General features: G+C 55.9%; 14 protein-coding genes. 7 read left to right on the top strand and 7 right to left on the bottom strand.

Going from position 1 to position 15,914, the window contains the following annotated elements; translation table 11 throughout:
- Window positions 1–17: 17 nt before the first annotated feature.
- The 4 genes from sucD to CGZ80_RS14490 all read left to right on the top strand — a co-directional run bounded on the left by sucD (window position 18) and on the right by CGZ80_RS14490 (window position 3,947).
- On the top strand, window positions 18–890 hold the full coding sequence (gene sucD, locus CGZ80_RS14510) for a succinate--CoA ligase subunit alpha (RefSeq protein WP_094415607.1): 873 nt from the start codon (window positions 18–20) through the stop codon (window positions 888–890).
- Between the two features lie 505 nt (window positions 891–1,395).
- A complete protein-coding gene (locus tag CGZ80_RS14500) occupies window positions 1,396–2,433 on the top strand; it encodes an aldo/keto reductase (protein WP_094415603.1) in 1,038 nt (345 codons plus the stop codon).
- 182 nt (window positions 2,434–2,615) lie between these two features.
- Complete coding sequence (locus CGZ80_RS14495; protein WP_094415601.1) at window positions 2,616–3,464, top strand: alpha/beta hydrolase; 849 nt, start codon at window positions 2,616–2,618, stop codon at window positions 3,462–3,464.
- Window positions 3,465–3,491: 27 nt separating this feature from the next.
- Window positions 3,492–3,947, top strand: a complete 456-nt coding sequence (locus CGZ80_RS14490) for a methyltransferase family protein (RefSeq protein WP_094415599.1) — start codon at window positions 3,492–3,494, stop codon at window positions 3,945–3,947.
- A 41-nt stretch (window positions 3,948–3,988) separates the two neighbouring features.
- Here CGZ80_RS14490 and CGZ80_RS14485 read toward each other — a convergent pair whose 3' ends face one another.
- Together CGZ80_RS14485 and CGZ80_RS14480 are read right to left on the bottom strand one after the other, a co-directional pair.
- Window positions 3,989–4,687 carry a class I SAM-dependent methyltransferase gene (locus CGZ80_RS14485; protein WP_198953696.1) on the bottom strand — a complete coding sequence of 233 codons (699 nt, stop codon included), beginning with the start codon at window positions 4,685–4,687 and terminating at the stop codon, window positions 3,989–3,991.
- Between the two features lie 384 nt (window positions 4,688–5,071).
- Window positions 5,072–6,028, bottom strand: a complete 957-nt coding sequence (locus tag CGZ80_RS14480; RefSeq protein ID WP_198953695.1) for an alpha/beta fold hydrolase — start codon at window positions 6,026–6,028, stop codon at window positions 5,072–5,074.
- 132 nt (window positions 6,029–6,160) lie between these two features.
- On the opposite strand from CGZ80_RS14480, the gene CGZ80_RS14475 reads away from it, so the two are divergent.
- Window positions 6,161–6,853 carry a helix-turn-helix transcriptional regulator gene (locus CGZ80_RS14475; RefSeq protein ID WP_094415597.1) on the top strand — a complete coding sequence of 231 codons (693 nt, stop codon included), beginning with the start codon at window positions 6,161–6,163 and terminating at the stop codon, window positions 6,851–6,853.
- Between the two features lie 336 nt (window positions 6,854–7,189).
- Here CGZ80_RS14475 and CGZ80_RS14470 read toward each other — a convergent pair whose 3' ends face one another.
- Window positions 7,190–7,600, bottom strand: coding sequence for a GCN5 family acetyltransferase (locus tag CGZ80_RS14470; protein ID WP_094415644.1), 411 nt, complete (start codon window positions 7,598–7,600; stop codon window positions 7,190–7,192).
- 8 nt (window positions 7,601–7,608) lie between these two features.
- Between CGZ80_RS14470 and CGZ80_RS27980 the strand changes: the two genes are divergently transcribed.
- A complete protein-coding gene (locus CGZ80_RS27980; RefSeq protein WP_146042965.1) occupies window positions 7,609–7,974 on the top strand; it encodes a hypothetical protein in 366 nt (121 codons plus the stop codon).
- Window positions 7,975–8,096: 122 nt separating this feature from the next.
- On the opposite strand, the gene CGZ80_RS14460 is transcribed toward CGZ80_RS27980, so the two are convergent.
- Genes CGZ80_RS14460 through CGZ80_RS14450 form a run of 3 tightly spaced genes read right to left on the bottom strand, consistent with a single transcriptional unit; the run spans window position 8,097 to window position 13,024 of the window.
- Window positions 8,097–9,362, bottom strand: a complete 1,266-nt coding sequence (locus CGZ80_RS14460; RefSeq protein WP_094415593.1) for a (Fe-S)-binding protein — start codon at window positions 9,360–9,362, stop codon at window positions 8,097–8,099.
- Between the two features lie 3 nt (window positions 9,363–9,365).
- Complete coding sequence (locus CGZ80_RS27975; RefSeq protein ID WP_158222695.1) at window positions 9,366–11,927, bottom strand: FAD-binding oxidoreductase; 2,562 nt, start codon at window positions 11,925–11,927, stop codon at window positions 9,366–9,368.
- A complete protein-coding gene (locus CGZ80_RS14450) occupies window positions 11,915–13,024 on the bottom strand; it encodes a pyridoxal-phosphate-dependent aminotransferase family protein (protein WP_094415591.1) in 1,110 nt (369 codons plus the stop codon). Before CGZ80_RS14450 ends, CGZ80_RS27975 begins: the two co-directional genes overlap by 13 nt.
- A gap of 164 nt (window positions 13,025–13,188) precedes the next feature.
- Between CGZ80_RS14450 and CGZ80_RS14445 the strand changes: the two genes are divergently transcribed.
- A complete protein-coding gene (locus tag CGZ80_RS14445) occupies window positions 13,189–13,404 on the top strand; it encodes a SlyX family protein (protein ID WP_103296352.1) in 216 nt (71 codons plus the stop codon).
- A 99-nt stretch (window positions 13,405–13,503) separates the two neighbouring features.
- Here the strand turns inward: CGZ80_RS14445 and CGZ80_RS14440 are convergent, their stop codons facing one another.
- Window positions 13,504–15,867, bottom strand: coding sequence for a hypothetical protein (locus CGZ80_RS14440; RefSeq protein ID WP_143543931.1), 2,364 nt, complete (start codon window positions 15,865–15,867; stop codon window positions 13,504–13,506).
- Window positions 15,868–15,914 lie beyond the last annotated feature (47 nt).

The raw sequence follows: 15,914 nt of genomic DNA, 5'->3' as shown, positions 1-15,914 counted from the left end.
TAAATGCATAAGATTCAATGAGTATCCTAATCAACTCCGACACCAAAGTGATCTGCCAAGGCATTACCGGAAAGGCCGGTACCTTTCACAGCCTTGGTTGTCGCGACTACGGCACGAAGATGGTCGGTGGGGTCACTCCCGGAAAAGCTGGCCAAGATGTCGACGGCATCCCAGTGTTTGACACCGTCGAAGACGCGGTCAACGAAACCGGCGCCAATGCCACGATGATTTTCGTCCCGCCGCCGTTCACCGCCGACGCGATCTTGGAAGCCCTCGACGCGGGCATCAAAGTCATCGCCGCGATCACCGAAGGCGTACCGGTCATCGACATGGTGCGTGTTTATGAAAAAGTCCGCGCCAGCGACGCCGTTTTGATCGGCCCCAACTGCCCCGGATTGATCACCCCCGGCGAATGCAAGATCGGCATCATGCCCGGCTACATTCACCAGCCCGGCAAGGTCGGTGTGATGAGCCGCAGTGGAACGCTGACGTACGAAGCCGTTTGGCAAACGTCGTCGCTGAAGTTGGGCCAAAGCACCTGCGTCGGTTTGGGTGGTGACCCGATCGTCGGTACCAGCTACATCGACTTGCTGAAGCTGTACCAAGAAGACGACCAAACCGAAGCGATCTTGATGATCGGCGAAATCGGTGGCTCGGCCGAAGAAGAAGCGGCTGCCTACGTCAAAGAACACGTGACCAAACCCGTCGCCGCGTTCATCGCCGGTCGTACCGCACCTCCCGGCAAACGCATGGGACACGCCGGCGCGATCATCAGCGGTGGCAAAGGAACGGCAACGGAAAAGGTCAAAGCCCTGGAATCGGCCGGCATCGTCGTCGCACCGACTCCCGCCGACATGGGCAAAGCCGTCGTCGAAGCGATGGGCAAGTAAGACGTCGCAAGACGATCTTCGAACCATGCAGCCAAGCTTGGCGCAAGAGCAACGCTCTCGCGCCAAGCTTTTTTGTTGATCGCGTTGGGGCATGTCTGTTTTCGACTCCGGAGGACGCATCCCAATCGATTCGGACCTCTGTCTTTGACTCCGAAGGGGGCCACGTTGGTAGCTTGGGGCGGGAGCCCCAAGACCTCGTCGAGCCATCAATCATTCGCCCCGGAGGGGCCGTCGTCGGTCTTGCAACGAACCACCGTCGGCCCCTCCGGGGCGATGCGCTCGCGGGTGACACGCAACTCGGGGTTAACACCCCGAGCTACCCAAGGCGGCCCCTCCGGGGCGATCAATCGTGCGTCGTCGTTTGACGAATGCGGATTGGCGGCTGATCTCGCGAACTCCGTCTCAATCGAACACACGCTCATCCTCTCCGAGTCGACGTGTTTCCGTTGCCCCTTTATCATGGGCCGCTCCCAATTTCATTTGACGCGAACTGAATCAGACAACCATGGAATATCGACGGCTTGGACGCAGCGGAATTGTTGTGAGTGACATCTGCATGGGAACGATGACGTTCGGCTTGCAGTGCGACGAAAAACTGAGTCACGAAATCTGTGACACCGCTTACGACGCCGGGATCGACTTCTTCGACGCCGCCGAACTGTACCCCGTACCGCCATCGGCCGAACTGTTTGGCGTGACCGAAGAAATCGTTGGCCGCTGGATCAAAACCAAGCCTCGCGAAACCGTCATCGTCGCCACCAAAGTCACCGGGCCCGGACACGGTTGGTTCAAACCGCCCGTCCGCTACGGTAAGACCACGCTTGACCGGCATCAAATCTTCAAAGCATGCGAAGACTCGCTGCGCCGATTGGACGTCGACTACATCGACCTTTACCAAACGCACTGGCCAGATCACGGGATGCCTTACGAGGAAGTCCTGGGGGCGTTGTCAGACCTGCGCGACGCAGGCAAGATCCGTGCGTTCGGAGCCAGCAACGAAACCAGTTGGGGCATGATGAAGGCGTGCTGGACCGCGGACGTCAGCGAAACTTATCGCTACGAAACCGTGCAGAACAATTTCAGTCTGATCAACCGCCGCTGTGAAAGCGAATTGGCACAGGTCTGTCGTCAAGAAGGCATCTCGCTCCTGCCGTACTCGCCACTGGGCGGTGGCGTGTTGACTGGCAAATACCAAGATGGGCCGCCAGAAGGCGCTCGCTTCACCGCGTACCTAAAAGGCGACGCCGAACGGCAACTTCGGATGGCCAAACGCTTCGTGAACGACCGCACGCTCGAAACGACTCGTCGGTTGACGGAGATTGCAACGGACATCGGCACCACCGTCACCGCACTGTCGGTCGCATGGAGTCGCCAACATGACTTCGTCGGCTCAACCATCATCGGTGCGACATCGGTCGAACAGCTCAACGAGTCACTGGAAGCGAAAGACTTGATCCTCGACGACGAAACACTAGAACGTATCGACCAAGTCGACTTCGAAATCCCAACGCCGATGACAGAAGACGGATTGCGTCGTCTGTAAACAGCTTTGTCGCAATAGACCGCGATTGCGATTTGGGGCTGGGACTCGGCTTGGGAAAAACACTGCTGCATTGAACGTTGGTAAAATCGAACGTTGGTAAAATCAGCGTAACGAAAAGCGTTGGTTAGACGATCCTGCGTTTCCCTTCCCTGCTCTACCCCGCCCCGCCTCAGGTTTTCGACATGAACCGACTCGCCGTGCTCGCGGTCTTGGTCGCAACGTTCGCGTTGCCGGTGAACGCGCAAAAGAAAAAGGCTGCGAAAGACAAACCGCAGCCGGATCAAACGGTCGTCTACAAGTCGGTCGGCGAGGTGGATTTAGAGCTACACCTTTTCGAGCCGCCAAAAGCGTCAGATCCGACGCCACGTGCCGCGATCGTATTCTTTTTCGGTGGCGGATGGGTCGGCGGCAGTCCCTCGCAGTTCTACGGTCAATCGCGGGCCTTGGCCGATCGTGGGATGGTCGCAATCTGTGCCCAGTACCGCGTCAAGAAACAACATGGCACCTCGCCAAAAGAATGCGTGGCGGACGGCAAGTCTGCGATTCGCTGGGTACGCGCCCATGCCGACGAATTAAACATCGACCCGCAGCGCATCGCCGCCGGCGGTGGCTCGGCAGGCGGGCATGTGGCCGCAGCAACCGCAACGGTTGATCAGTTCGATGACCCGGCAGACGATCTGGCGGTCAGTTGTCGGCCAAACGCGTTGGTGCTGTTCAATCCCGTTTATGACAACGGGCCGCAAGGTTATGGATACGACCGCGTCAGCGAGTTCTACGAAGCGATTTCGCCACTGCACAATTTGGACGCCGATGTCCCACCGACGATTGTGTTCCTGGGAACCAAAGACAAGCTGATCCCCGTCGAAACGGGCGAGGCGTTCCGTGACAAGCTGACGGAACTGGGCGTACGCAACGAACTGCACCTCTACGACGGCGCGCCGCACGGTTTCTTCAATTCGGGCGATGCTTATGAAGATACTCTGGCCAAAGCGTCCGAGTTCTTAGGCTCTCTCGGGTACCTCGAGAACTGAACGTTATTTAGACAGAGAACGCCGAGATTGAATCGACCACTTCAGCAGTCGTTCGCCGTAGCAGCACAATTTTTATTGTCGGCTGCTTTGGTGTTGTCGATCCGGTGGAAGCCGTTTCCGGTGTTGGCATTCTTGCTTGGCGCACCGGGAATGGGGCTCGCCGTCTGGGCTTGGTTCACGATCGGCTTACGCAACATTCGCATCCACCCGTCAGTCACCGAACGGACAGAGCTTGTAACCAGCGGCGCCTACCGTGTCGTACGCCATCCGATGTACAGCGGGCTGCTGTGGTTCACCGCCGCGACGTTGGCATCACCGCTGGCGATCAGTCGCTGCCTGATGTGGGGCGTCTTGGTGATCGTGCTCGTGCAAAAGTCGAAGTTTGAAGAACAGCAGATGCAGCAGCAGTTTCCAGGCTACAAGGACTATCGCAAGCAAGTCGGTGGGCTAGTCCCTCTATCGCCGTTTGCTTCACGAAAGTAGCGCAGCAGCAAAAAGCAACGAAGGCAAAACACACGAAAGGCTTATCGTGTGGAGATCCATGCGTGAATTAACCCGGCTTGGAAAAACGGCGTCGCGTTTTCAAAGCCGGCTGACTTGATGATCGACGTGACTTCGTCGATCGGGCGGACAGCGACATCGTTGACGTAAGCCTTCCTGATACGTGCGACGACGGCTTCATCGTTGGTGCTCATCGCCAGCATCCGCATCCAACTTTCAAGCAGCACGTCGTAGTCGGCGGCGGCTTGATCGCACGATAGGTCGGAACTGGCAAGCAGTCCGTTCGGTTTTAATCGGCTGGCGATTTCGGCAAAGAAGGCTCGTCGATCGTCGCGGTCCAAAAAGAATTGCGAGACCAAGAAGCTGGTTGCCGCATCGTGTTGTTCGGCCATCTCAAGCGTTTCCAAGTAGCCGTGATGGAAGACGCAGCGATCTGCAAAGCCGCCTGCTTCGGCACGCTCGCGACAAAGTTCCAGCATCTCGCCCGACGGTTCGACGACCGTGAAGCTCCAGTCCGGTTGCGCTTTCGCAAAGTGCTCCATCTCGGCGCCCGTGCCGGCACCGACGCAAAGCACGCGCGAGTTCTCAGGCAGTTCGGCAAAGTGTGAATCCAGCAGCAGAAATAGGCAGTTGCGAATCGCTTCCGTTTTCGCCCACTGTGCGTCGTAGTTTGCAGCTTGTTGATCAAACAGGTCGGTCAATTCTTCGGGAGTCATCGGCATCTTGTCGAAGCGGGAAAGGCATCGTTACGAAGGCAGTCGCCCGCTATACCCAGCCGAGAAAGAAGTCTTACACGCCCAATTCAAGGTAGTGGATCTTGTTAAAGATCCGGGTGTGTTGGAGCGGGATTTTTAACAAAATCCACTACGAGAGAGGCGGGTGCGGGGTGAATTGCAAATTGCAAATTTGGAATTGCGAGGCAGGTGGACAGCTCGCCGGTTGCTGGTGATTTATAGTCTTCCAATTTGCACATTGCAATCGATTCGTGCGTCTCCGGTTTGGCGCGAGGTAGTGGATCTTGTTAAAGATCCGGGCGTGTTGGAGCGGGATTTTTAACAAAATCCACTACGAGAGAGGCGGCTGGTGGGACGATTGCAAATTGCAGTCTAGACTGGGTTTTGCCGCAACCATTTTAAGATCATCAAATTTGTTTCCTCCGGTTTTTCTTGCTGGATCCAGTGGCCGCAATCCAAGTTTGCTACATCAACCCTTGGGACAAATTGCGTCAAATTCTTCGATTTGGGGATCGCATCTTGGTCTCCGTAGATCATCAGTGACCGATGACGAATGACCGGATCGATATCCGCCAAAATCTGCCAGTTGCGGTCAAGATTTCGATACCAATTGATACTCCCGGTGAACCCGGTCGATTCGAATGCGGAGACAAATACCTCTAATTCAAGGTCGCTCATCAACGGATCACCAAGTGGAATTTCTGCTTTGGCGAGGTTGATCAAAAACATGCCGGCTTCAGGTTCTTGCGGCGGTACATTTTGACGATACAAGTTGCGTAAAAATCGATGCGTGTTGTCGCTGAGTACTTTGTCGGCAACGCCGGGTTTTCGATTGAAATGGACGAAGTAGTGGTCAACACCAAACATCTGCTCCATCAACTCGATCCAAGGAATGACTCCACGCTCTTGGTACGGCAAGCTGAGATTGATCAGTCGATTGATCCGAGCAGGATGCATTAATGCCAGTCCCCAGACAACCATCGCACCCCAATCGTGACCAACGAACGTTGCGTCTCGATAACCGTAGTGATCAAGGAGCGCCGCCAAGTCGTTCGTCAGATACCTGATGTCGTAGGCGGTGGTCTCAGTCGGTCGAGTCGAATTTCCGTAGCCTCGCTGATTTGGGACGATCACGTGGTAGCCTGCCGCAACAAGTGCTGGAACTTGGTAGCGCCAAGAGAACGCGTGTTCTGGCCAACCGTGGCAGAGCACGATCGGGTTTCCAGCATTTTGCTGTCCCGCCTCGAAAACTTCCAAATGGATATCGTTTAGCGGGACAAGAGTGGGGACGGGGAAATCGGTAGGATCGAACACTTCAGCTCCGGCCATTTAGTTACGAATGATTGCCAACGTGTACGTGATGGCTTTGATGCGATCGGGTGACTTTACACGACCCTCCTGACAGCCTACTGTCAGCAGCATTGCGAGAATTCAGAGGTTTCGTTTTCACCGAGTAGTGCATTGCGTCGTGCGGATCGTCTTTTTCGGATTGTGGAGTACCTCAAAGCACGCCGGAATGCGGTGACTGCGAGCGAGTTGGGGCAAGAGCTTGAAGTTGGTGTTCGGACGATCTACCGCGACATCGCCGACTTGAAAGCGTCTGGCGTACCGCTGACCGGAGAAGCGGGTGTAGGCTACCTAATCAATCCCGACTATGTCGTACGCCCACTCTTATTCGACGACGAAGAGTTGGAAGCACTCGCCCTTGGTGCGCAGATGGTGCAGAGCTGGGCTGACCCAGCGATGGCATTGGCGGCTCGAAAGACACTCGACAAGATCACCGCGGTGCTACCGGATGACCTAGGTGAAAGCATCCGTCAAGCGACTTCTTTTTCATACCCTAGTCCAAGTAAACCTACTCTTCAGATCGATTTTACTTCCCTGCGGCGCGCAATCCGCACCCAACACGTCGTTGAGATTTCCTACGTCGACGGTGTGGGAGCGGAGACGATTCGAAAGCTTCGGCCGCTCGGGTTGACTTTTGTCGCACCGATCTGGTTCTTGGCGAGTTGGTGCGAATTAAGGAGAGACTTCCGCAATTTCCGCATCGATCGCATGCAATGGATGGAAGTCTTGGACGAAGTGTTCGTCAGCGAAAACGACAAGACTCTTGAAGCGATGTATCGGAAAAACGAGAAAGAGTTCAGGCAATGACACGCAGAGATCACCAGGTTTCAAAGTAGTGGATCTTGTTAAAGATCCGAGTGTGTGATGGAACGGGATTTTTAACAAAATCCACTACGGGAGAGGCGGGTGGAAGGAGGATTGCAAATTGCAAATTGAACGTTGCAAATTTGGAATTGCGCGGCAGGTGGACAGCTCGCCGATTGCTGGTGATTTATTTTCTTCCAATTTGCACTTTGCAATCGTTCGTGCGTCTCCGGAGTGACGCAAGTAGTGGATCTTGTTAAAGATCCGGGCGTGTGTCAAAGATCCGGGCGTGCTGAAATCCGGATCTTTGACAAGATCCACTACGTTTAGTCGCTGGCGCTAGTCGACGTTTCCTCGCAGGATGTCGAGGCGGTTTTCGGGTGCGTCAGGGGATAGAAATTCGGGAATCGTTTGCTCGGTCCTCGCCGGGCGGGCGAGGAATTCGACGGGCCATTCGGTCATCCGCGATTCTTGCACGTGCACGTATTGGCCTTCTTCCACTTCGTCGATGTATTGACGTTGCAAGATCAATGCGACAGGCGATTCGGCTCCGAGTGTCGCTTCCGAAAACGCTCTCGCATCGCGGTAGCAACGAAACACGTTCACGCAATCGTCGGCGTCATCACTGTGAACCCAGACTCGATATTCGAGCACGGCATCCCAGACAAGCCCGCCGCCGGCAAACGTCTCTGTTTCAAAGAAACCGACCAAGTCTTCATCGAGAACCGGGGGATACTCTCTATCGTTCATCGCAAAAGATGAAGGCATTAATTCCTTCATCGACCAGGGGTGCATCACGCGATTACAGGGAAGCGGTCAACAGGAAACGCTACCCGGCGGGCATTAGAACTGATGGGGGGGCAGCGTGGTATCTGGGAAAGCGACGAATTGGTGTAAATTGTTTGCCCGGTGACCGGGAAAGGATCGTCCGCCGCAACGTCTGCAAAGCCAGCCAGAATGTATTTGCCGAAGCTGATCAGATCGGAAACGAGTTTTACGCCAATCAGAATGCACGCTACTGCGGAGCCAATCATCCAGACTCCGGAGCAAAGTTGGATCAGCCGACGTACGTTTTTGATAAACAGCCGACGGCGACCCTGAAGCTTCTTTTCGCTTCGTTTTAGCGTGCGAAAAATCGTCGTGCGTCAGAGGGCAAGTCTAGAAACATGAATCGGAACGTTTGATTGCGAACGAGTTCATGGTGGCAATTGGAGAGTGGCGATGAACGAAGGCGTGCAACAGGTTGCTAAAGTTTGCCTTGATAGGCATCGCGAAGGATTTGCACCGTGTGCCGAACACGCACGTGGCTGCCCTTTTGTTGCAAGTGGTTTTCGATCTGTGTCATGCATCCGATGTTACCCATTGCGACCAAGCTCGCACCGGATTCGATGACACGGTCAGCCTTTTGTTGGCCAAGCGACGCAGCGATTTCTGGTTGATCGATGTTGTAGGTACCGGCAGAACCACAGCAGAGATGGCCGTCGCGTACTTCGACCAGCGTGATTCCCGGAACGGACTTCAGCAGGTGTCGGGGTTGTGCACGGACGCCTTGTGCGTTGGCAAGGTGACAGGCGTCGTGATACGCGACAGTGATCGGCTGTGTCGGTTCGGGGATTGGTGCCAGTTCCCCGAGCGACGCCAAGTAGACTGATACGTCCATCGTTTGTTTGGCGAATCGCGAGGCTGCTTCTTCGTGCTCGGTGCCTTTCAAGATCAGCGGGTATTCATGAATGCCGCTTCCACATCCGGCCGCGTTGGTCACGATCGCGTCAAAGTTTCCGGCGAACGCTTTGATGTTTTCGATTGCCATCTTTTGGGCGGCTTTCAAATTCCCAACGTGCCATGACAACGCGCCACAGCAGCCTTGTCGTTGCGGCACGACGACTTCGATGCCGTTGCGGTTGAGAACTTCGATGGTGGCGAGGTTGATGTCAGGGGCGAGAACTTGTTGTGCACAGCCGGCCAACAATGCGACCCGTCCACGCTGCTTCGTCGTTGCGGGATAGACGGCATCGAGTCGCTGGGCGGCGGGTAATTCATCTGGCAATAAATCCAGCATCACCCGTAAGGCTTCGGGCAACAGTCCAACAATCGGCTTGGCAAGCTTGCCGGTTTTGGCTGCCAAGCGAAAGCGATTCGGAAACGGAAGCGTGAGTTGTGCCAGGGTTCGTTTGATGCGATTGCCAAGCGACCGTGGTTGCTTCGATTGATGCAGTGCACGAAACGGGCTGATCAAGTCGCCGTAGGGAACTTCCGAGGGGCATGCAGGAACGCATCCGAGGCAACCCAAGCAGGCATCGAGGTGCGGTGCTGCGGAGTCTAGCGGGATGGTGCCTTCGAGCACTTCCTTCATCAAGATGATCCGGCCGCGGGGCGAGTCGGGCTCGCGTCCAAGTTCTTGATAGGTTGGGCATGCGGAAAGGCAAAACCCACAATGGACGCATTGGCTGACCGCATCGGCCATCACCGGACCGAGTGCACCATACTGTTCGCGATTAATCTCGTGTCGCATCTCTCAGAACACCAATCCGGGAAAACGATCGACTCGATCAATCGCATGTTGAACGGCGAGGTCAATCGGCTGTGTTAACGTCGGACCGATGACTGGTTTGGTTGTGACGTGTTGCGGATCGCAGATAACCAATCCGGCACGCTGTAGTTGTGAGAGTTGTTGTTCCAACGCAGGCAGCAACGTCCCGCGAATTGCCAGCCAACAAACCGCACCCGCGGCACTGACATGAAGTCTTGCGTCGCCGCGATACTCCTGGGACTCACACCATTGGGCTAACTTGCCAGCTGACTGCAACGAAGAAGGAATCTTGCATGTCACACTGTCCTCGACCGCTGGCAGAAGATCCAGCTGTTGCAGACGTTGCCAAGGCGATTCTTGTAAAGAGTCGTCGGCGGCGGAGAACGGCGGCGAGGTTGACAACGTTCGCTGGATGTCGTCGACGATTTGTTTCGCGATCGCTGCGGTCGCACCGATGCGAATCCAGATCAACTTTGCGTTGGCGTCGTAGTCGATCGCGTCCAATTCCCAGCGGCCGCGGGCAAGGTCAGCGACGGCTTTCATTGCGGCTTCGTGATCGGTGCAGGCCAACGAAAATGAATGCAGTTCAACCGGTTTGGGAAACACCTTGAACGTCAATTCGGTGAGCGCGGCCAAGCGTCCGCAGCTACCGACAAACAGTTTGGGCAAATCAAAACCGGCGGCGTTCTTGACGACTCGGCCACCGGACTTGATCAAAGTCGCGTCACCATCGACGAAGGTTGCCCCCAAGATGAAATCACGAAGGCCACCATAGCGATGTCGGCCGGGGCCACTCAGTCCTGCCGCGACGGTACCGCCCAGCGTCGCACCCGAATCAACGAGCAACGGGTCAAAGGGCAGGTATTGTCGCCGGGTTTCGAGTTGGTCGCGAATTTCGGCAAGCGGCGTACCCGCAAAAGCTGAAAACGTGAACTCCGACGGTTCGTACTCGGTAATACCGCTCATCGCTTGTGTCGAAATCAATACCGCGTCATCGACTCGTGACAATGGCGGCTTGGTTTGTCGTCCGACGCAGAGGACCTTTTTGAAGTCACCGATCGCTTGGCGAAGCTGTTCCGGCGAGTCGACTTCGATGGGGGATGAGCTGAGCGAGTCAGATGATGCTTGGTTTGGTGTGCAGGTCGGTTCTGGTGCCGCGGCATCGCCACTGGGAAACATCTTGCCGGGGTTGGCAATGTGTTTTGGATCGAAGGCCGCGCGAACGCGGTGCATGACGTTCATTGATGCGGGGTCGTACATCTGGGCGAGGTACTCGCGTTTTTCGATGCCAACGCCATGTTCGCCGGTGATCGATCCACCCATCTCGACGCACAGGGTCAGGATGCGGCCAGCGAGTGCTTCGGCTTGTTCGAGTTGCCCGGGGATGGAATCGTCAAACAAGATCAGCGGGTGTAGGTTGCCGTCACCGGCGTGGAAAACGTTCGCACAGCGGAGCCCGGACTCGAGGGCGAATTGCTGGATCTTGACCAAGGCTTCGCCAAGTCGCTTTCGTGGGACGACGCCGTCTTGGACGAGAAAGTCCGGGCTGAGTTTGCCGACGGCAGAGAACGCGCTTTTGCGTCCGGCCCAGATCGCGCCGCGTTGTGCATCGTCGGCGGCGACGACGGTTTCGAAAGCGTTCGTGCCGGCGATCACATCATGCAGTTGCTGTTTTTCCAGTTCAATCCGCTCACGTGGGCCTTCGAGTTCGACGATCAGTGCGGCTTCGGCACCCTTGGGGTAACCGCAAGCAGTTGCCGCTTCGGCCGCTTCGATGGCCAGTGATTCCATGATCTCCATCGCACCGGGAAGTAAGCCCGAATCGATCACCGCGGACACGGCATCGCCGGCGTCACGAAGTGCGTGATAGCCAATCAAAACCGTGTGAAAACATTCGGGCTGTGGGATCAACCGCAAGGTGATTTCCAAGGCGATCCCGAACAAGCCTTCGCTGCCGACGAACAGTCCCGTCATGTCCGCACCGAGTGACTCGACCGAATCGCCACCAAACTCGGCGATCTCGCCTGTTGCGGTGATGACTTTCATGCCGATGACATGGTTACTGGTCATGCCGTATTTCAGGCAATGTGCGCCGCCGGAGTTGAATGCGATGTTGCCGCCGATGGTGCAGATTTTTTGACTGGACGGATCGGGGGCATAGTACAGTCCATGCGGCGCGGCGGCCTGAGAGACGTGCAGGTTGATCACGCCGGGCTCGACGACGGCGATGCGGTTGTTGGGATCCAGTTTCTTGATCGCCCGCAGTTTGTTTAGCGAGATGACAATGCCGTCGGAAACGGGCATCGAGCCGCCGGACAGACTGGTCCCACTGCCGCGTGCGACAAAGGGCAGATTGTGTTCGGCGCACCAGCGAACCGTACGAATGACTTCGTCTTGTGTTTCGGGGATCACAACGCCCATCGGGCGTTTACGAAACGCGGTCAGTCCGTCGGATTCAAACGCCGCACAGTACGACGGGGCTTCGCTGACGCGACCGGGAGGCAAGATGGCCGCAAGCGTGTGCAGCGGCGAGGTTAACGCAGGCATTTATCGAGTGCCGCCAACAAGGTCAGAATATTTTTCTCTGCCGCCGATTCACCCATCAAGCCAATTCGCCACGCCTTGCCGGCGAAAACGCCCAGGCCGCCGCCGATTTCGATATCGAAATCGGTCAGCAAGCGTTTACGGATGGCGGCTTCGTCGATGCCGTCTGGCACAGCGACGCAGTTCAGTGTGTGCAGCGAATGGTCGGGAATGTATTTCAGGCCCAGCGATTCGAGGCCTTCGCGAAGCAGCAAGTGCATGTCGCGATGTCGTTCGATACGCTCGTCGAGGCCTTCTTCAAGGACGATGGCAAGTGCTTCGCGGAGGGCGTAGACCATATTGATCGGCGCGGTGTGATGGTACGCGCGGCCGCCGCCACCGGTGTAGTAGTTTTTCAGCATCGTGACGTCCAGGTACCAACTGCGGACTGGCGTCTTGCGGGCGTCGATGGTTTCCAAAGCACGCGGCGAAAATGAAACGGGCGAGAGGCCTGGCGGGCAGGACAAACATTTCTGCGTGCCGGAATAGATCGCGTCGATGCCCCAATCGTCGACGCGGACGTCGTGCCCGCCGATGGATGTGACGGCATCGACGACTAGCAGCATGCCGGCTTGATGAACGATTTCGCCGACGCCGGAGAGGTCTTGTAGCGCGCCGGTGGATGTTTCGGCATGAACGACGGCTAGCAATTTGGCGTTTGGGTGGGCGGCGACCGCATCGGCGAAGTGCTGTTTTGAAAACGACTGGCCCCAGGGAATCTCGATCGCGTGCACTTCGGCGCCGCAGCGGGTCAGGATGTCTTTCATGCGTCCGCCGAAAACGCCGTTGACCATCACGATCGCTTCGTCGCCGGGTTCGATCAGGTTGACCATGACCGTTTCCATGCCGGCCATCCCGGTCCCCGAGACGGGGAACGACAACGCGTTCTCGGTCCGATAAACTTGGCGGATCATCTCGCAAGTTTCATCCATGTACCCGATGTATTGCGGGTCCAAATGTCCGAGAGTCGGTGACGAAATCGCTTTCAAAATTCGGGCGGGAACGGTACTTGGACCGGGGCCCATTAGTAAACGTTGACGCGGATTCAGGGCGGCGGGCATATCGGGCGAATGAATGGACAGGCGGGATGGGGAAGATCTGCTGCGTGATTGCTTGGGGCAGCAGCGACGGGCGATTCTACGCGATCGTGCTTGTCGCTGCAGCAAGTTCACAGGTGGAAGCGGCAGATCTCTGAATGAATCGAAGAGAGGATCAATGGTGCCCTATGGCAGACAACGAAAAACGTATGATCGAGTTGGAATCCCAGCTTGCCCACTTGCAACATCAGTACGACGTATTGAATCAAGTCGTTGTGGAGCAGTCGCGTGATTTGAATCGAATGAAGGTTCAGGTGTTGAAGTGGGAGCAGGAATTGGACCGTCTGAAGAGCGCGGTCGAACCACGCGGCGATCTGGCAGATGAAAAACCGCCACACTATTGATCCCAAGTCACGCATCCTCGAATCACTTGGTTCCAACTTGCGACCGCCGAAGTCAATGGCTGACGCGGTTTATCGCTCAAATGCGATGGGCTTGCTCCATTATTCCAAGGAAACCGGGACTCTGGGGTGCATTTGGCTGAACTGTTCAATGCCGTCAATGGTGATGTTGGTGTTGCCCACATGAAGCCAGTCGAGGTTTGGCGACTGCCCCATTGATACGAGCGAGCGATCGTCGATTTGGCTTGAGAGCACCATCATGGAATGCGTCTTTGTCAACTCGACGGGCGAGGGCGCGTTTTGGAAATTGAATTTGCAATCGGTGAAGGATAAAAAGGTCGGCAACTGGCCCAGTAGACGCATCGCTTGGTGATCCACCGTGGCGTGCATGATGTCGATGGCTTGCAAACCGCATTGGTTAAGTTCACATGGGCCATAGACAAAGCTTGGGTTGATCAGGCAGAGTGATTCCAGCTGTGGAACATCGGCTAGCGTGCGTAATAGTTCGTCATCAACCACTGCATTGGTCAGCCAAATCCGCTCCAGCGAATGGAGAGCGTGAACCCGTTTTGAGAGTGGGCGCCCTTGGCAGTCGAAGTGCAAATCGACCAGGCCGCTGAACTTGGTTAGTTCCGAGATCGCGTCATCGTTTAGGTAACCTTGGTCGGCATGAAACGTCCAAAGCAACTGCTTGTTTTTGATCGCAGAGATTGCTTCGACATCGACGTCAAACGGTTCGCCTGTGGCGGAAGCAATGCCCAGCCAACGGACTTCGTCGAGGCACCAACGTTTGACATTCTTGCGGTTAAACGATTGCTGTTCGATCGCGGCGCGATGTGCCCGTCCGGACCAAGCTTCACCCAAGACGTCGACAATGGGGGCAGGTAAAAACAGCCCCTCTTCATCGAGACGCCACATGCCGATGGCGACTTGGCCGCCGGTGTTGCGAATGTCATCGATCATCTGTTGACGAATCTTCATTCGCTTGGTGCCCATGCTGTAACCCGACATCATGATCGCGATCGCGGCGGCGGCGAAAAGCGTCGATAGGATCGAGATCTTGGTTTCGCGAAACAGGATTTTTTGCATCGCGATCCAAGCGAGCCCAAAGAGCCCCATTGCCATCAAGGTAAATCCGAAGGTCAGCCATCCGGATGGGAGCATGCAGATAACGCCAAACAAAGCCGTCATCGAGATACCGATCACACCGAATAGAAAACGGTGGTGCATGAAATAGTCACGCAGCGATTTGTCGAGTGATGTGCGATGAACGACCCAGGCAACTGAGAGCAAAATCGTCAAGATGAGTGCGACCCAGTACACGACGAGCTTTTGCCCGACGTCGATTCCCAAAATCGGATTACCCAGGCCAAAGTAGCGTTGTTGGACGGTCGTTAATAGTTCGGGCGAAGCATAAGGTTTAACCGTTGCCGGTGGCGGACTGTGGTGTTGGTCCAGAATCGCGGAACTGTCGCTATAGAGTCGCGTTTGGTCGAACTGTGGTGTCAGTTCATAGGTCGACTTTGCAACCTGAAACGTTTTGCCATGATTTTTGACCAAGGTGACTTGGTGCGGGAACCAGCGTCCCTGTTCGTCTTGTTGGAAGGCATCAACATTGGTGACCAAATTTTCGACTGCGGGGACAAACGCCGGGGTTCCGAACTCCATTCGAATCGGAATGTAGTTTCGGTCGCGGGCAAGGTACAAATCGCAATAGAGAATTTGCCCATCGCGTTCCATCGTTGCGAACCAACTGACGCGATCGCAGGGGTGCCCGTCAATTTCGGCGGACCGGATTTCAATCCCGTTGATCTGATAACCGAACGCAAACACATTTTGGACCGACTCCGGCGAGTAAAGCCAATCGATCGAGGGCGTGTAGTGAGTGCTGGTTAGCGTGATGTGGGGGCAGACGTAATCAAAGCGGTTTTCGAATGATCGAGCCACACGAGATTCGGGGCCATTTACCACACCGTGAGTGCTGCGGACGCGAGCAATTGTTCCGTCGAAACAGCAGCGGATTCGGCGGTCAGCGGGCGACGTTAATTCGGTGCGGTATTTCTCACCCAAGCGAAGCATCGCTTCGCAGGTCGTCTGTTCTGCATCAACCTTGTTCCACTTGGTGTTGAGAGCGTCGTCGTAAGTCGAGCGAGCAACCTTAGGGTATAGCGCTGTTTCTTTGCGGACGCCCCAGCTTTGATAGTTTTCGGCAGCTTGGGAAAGCTGGGCTGTTAGGCGTGCGAATAACTCTCGATCGTGTTCGCTACGAAAACGATCCACGAAGCAATTCGTCGGTGCAGTTGGCGGCAGCGAAGGCGCGATTTTGGTGGCGATAGGCTTCGCTGGGATCAACGAAGCGATCAGATCCCGCTCGGCAGCACAGAGCAACTGTGACGCGGGAGTTGAGACCAAACCGACATAGATCGAGAAGAATATCGCGATGCATTGCTTAGCGTTCATTCGCATTGGCTCAGCTCTCTCAGTTGTGATGAGTCTTTGTGAGGCGTCGCTTG

Source organism: Rhodopirellula sp. MGV (genome assembly GCF_002251265.1).
Taxonomy (GTDB): domain Bacteria; phylum Planctomycetota; class Planctomycetia; order Pirellulales; family Pirellulaceae; genus Stieleria; species Stieleria baltica_A.
This window is presented reverse-complemented; position numbering and strand designations above follow the sequence as displayed.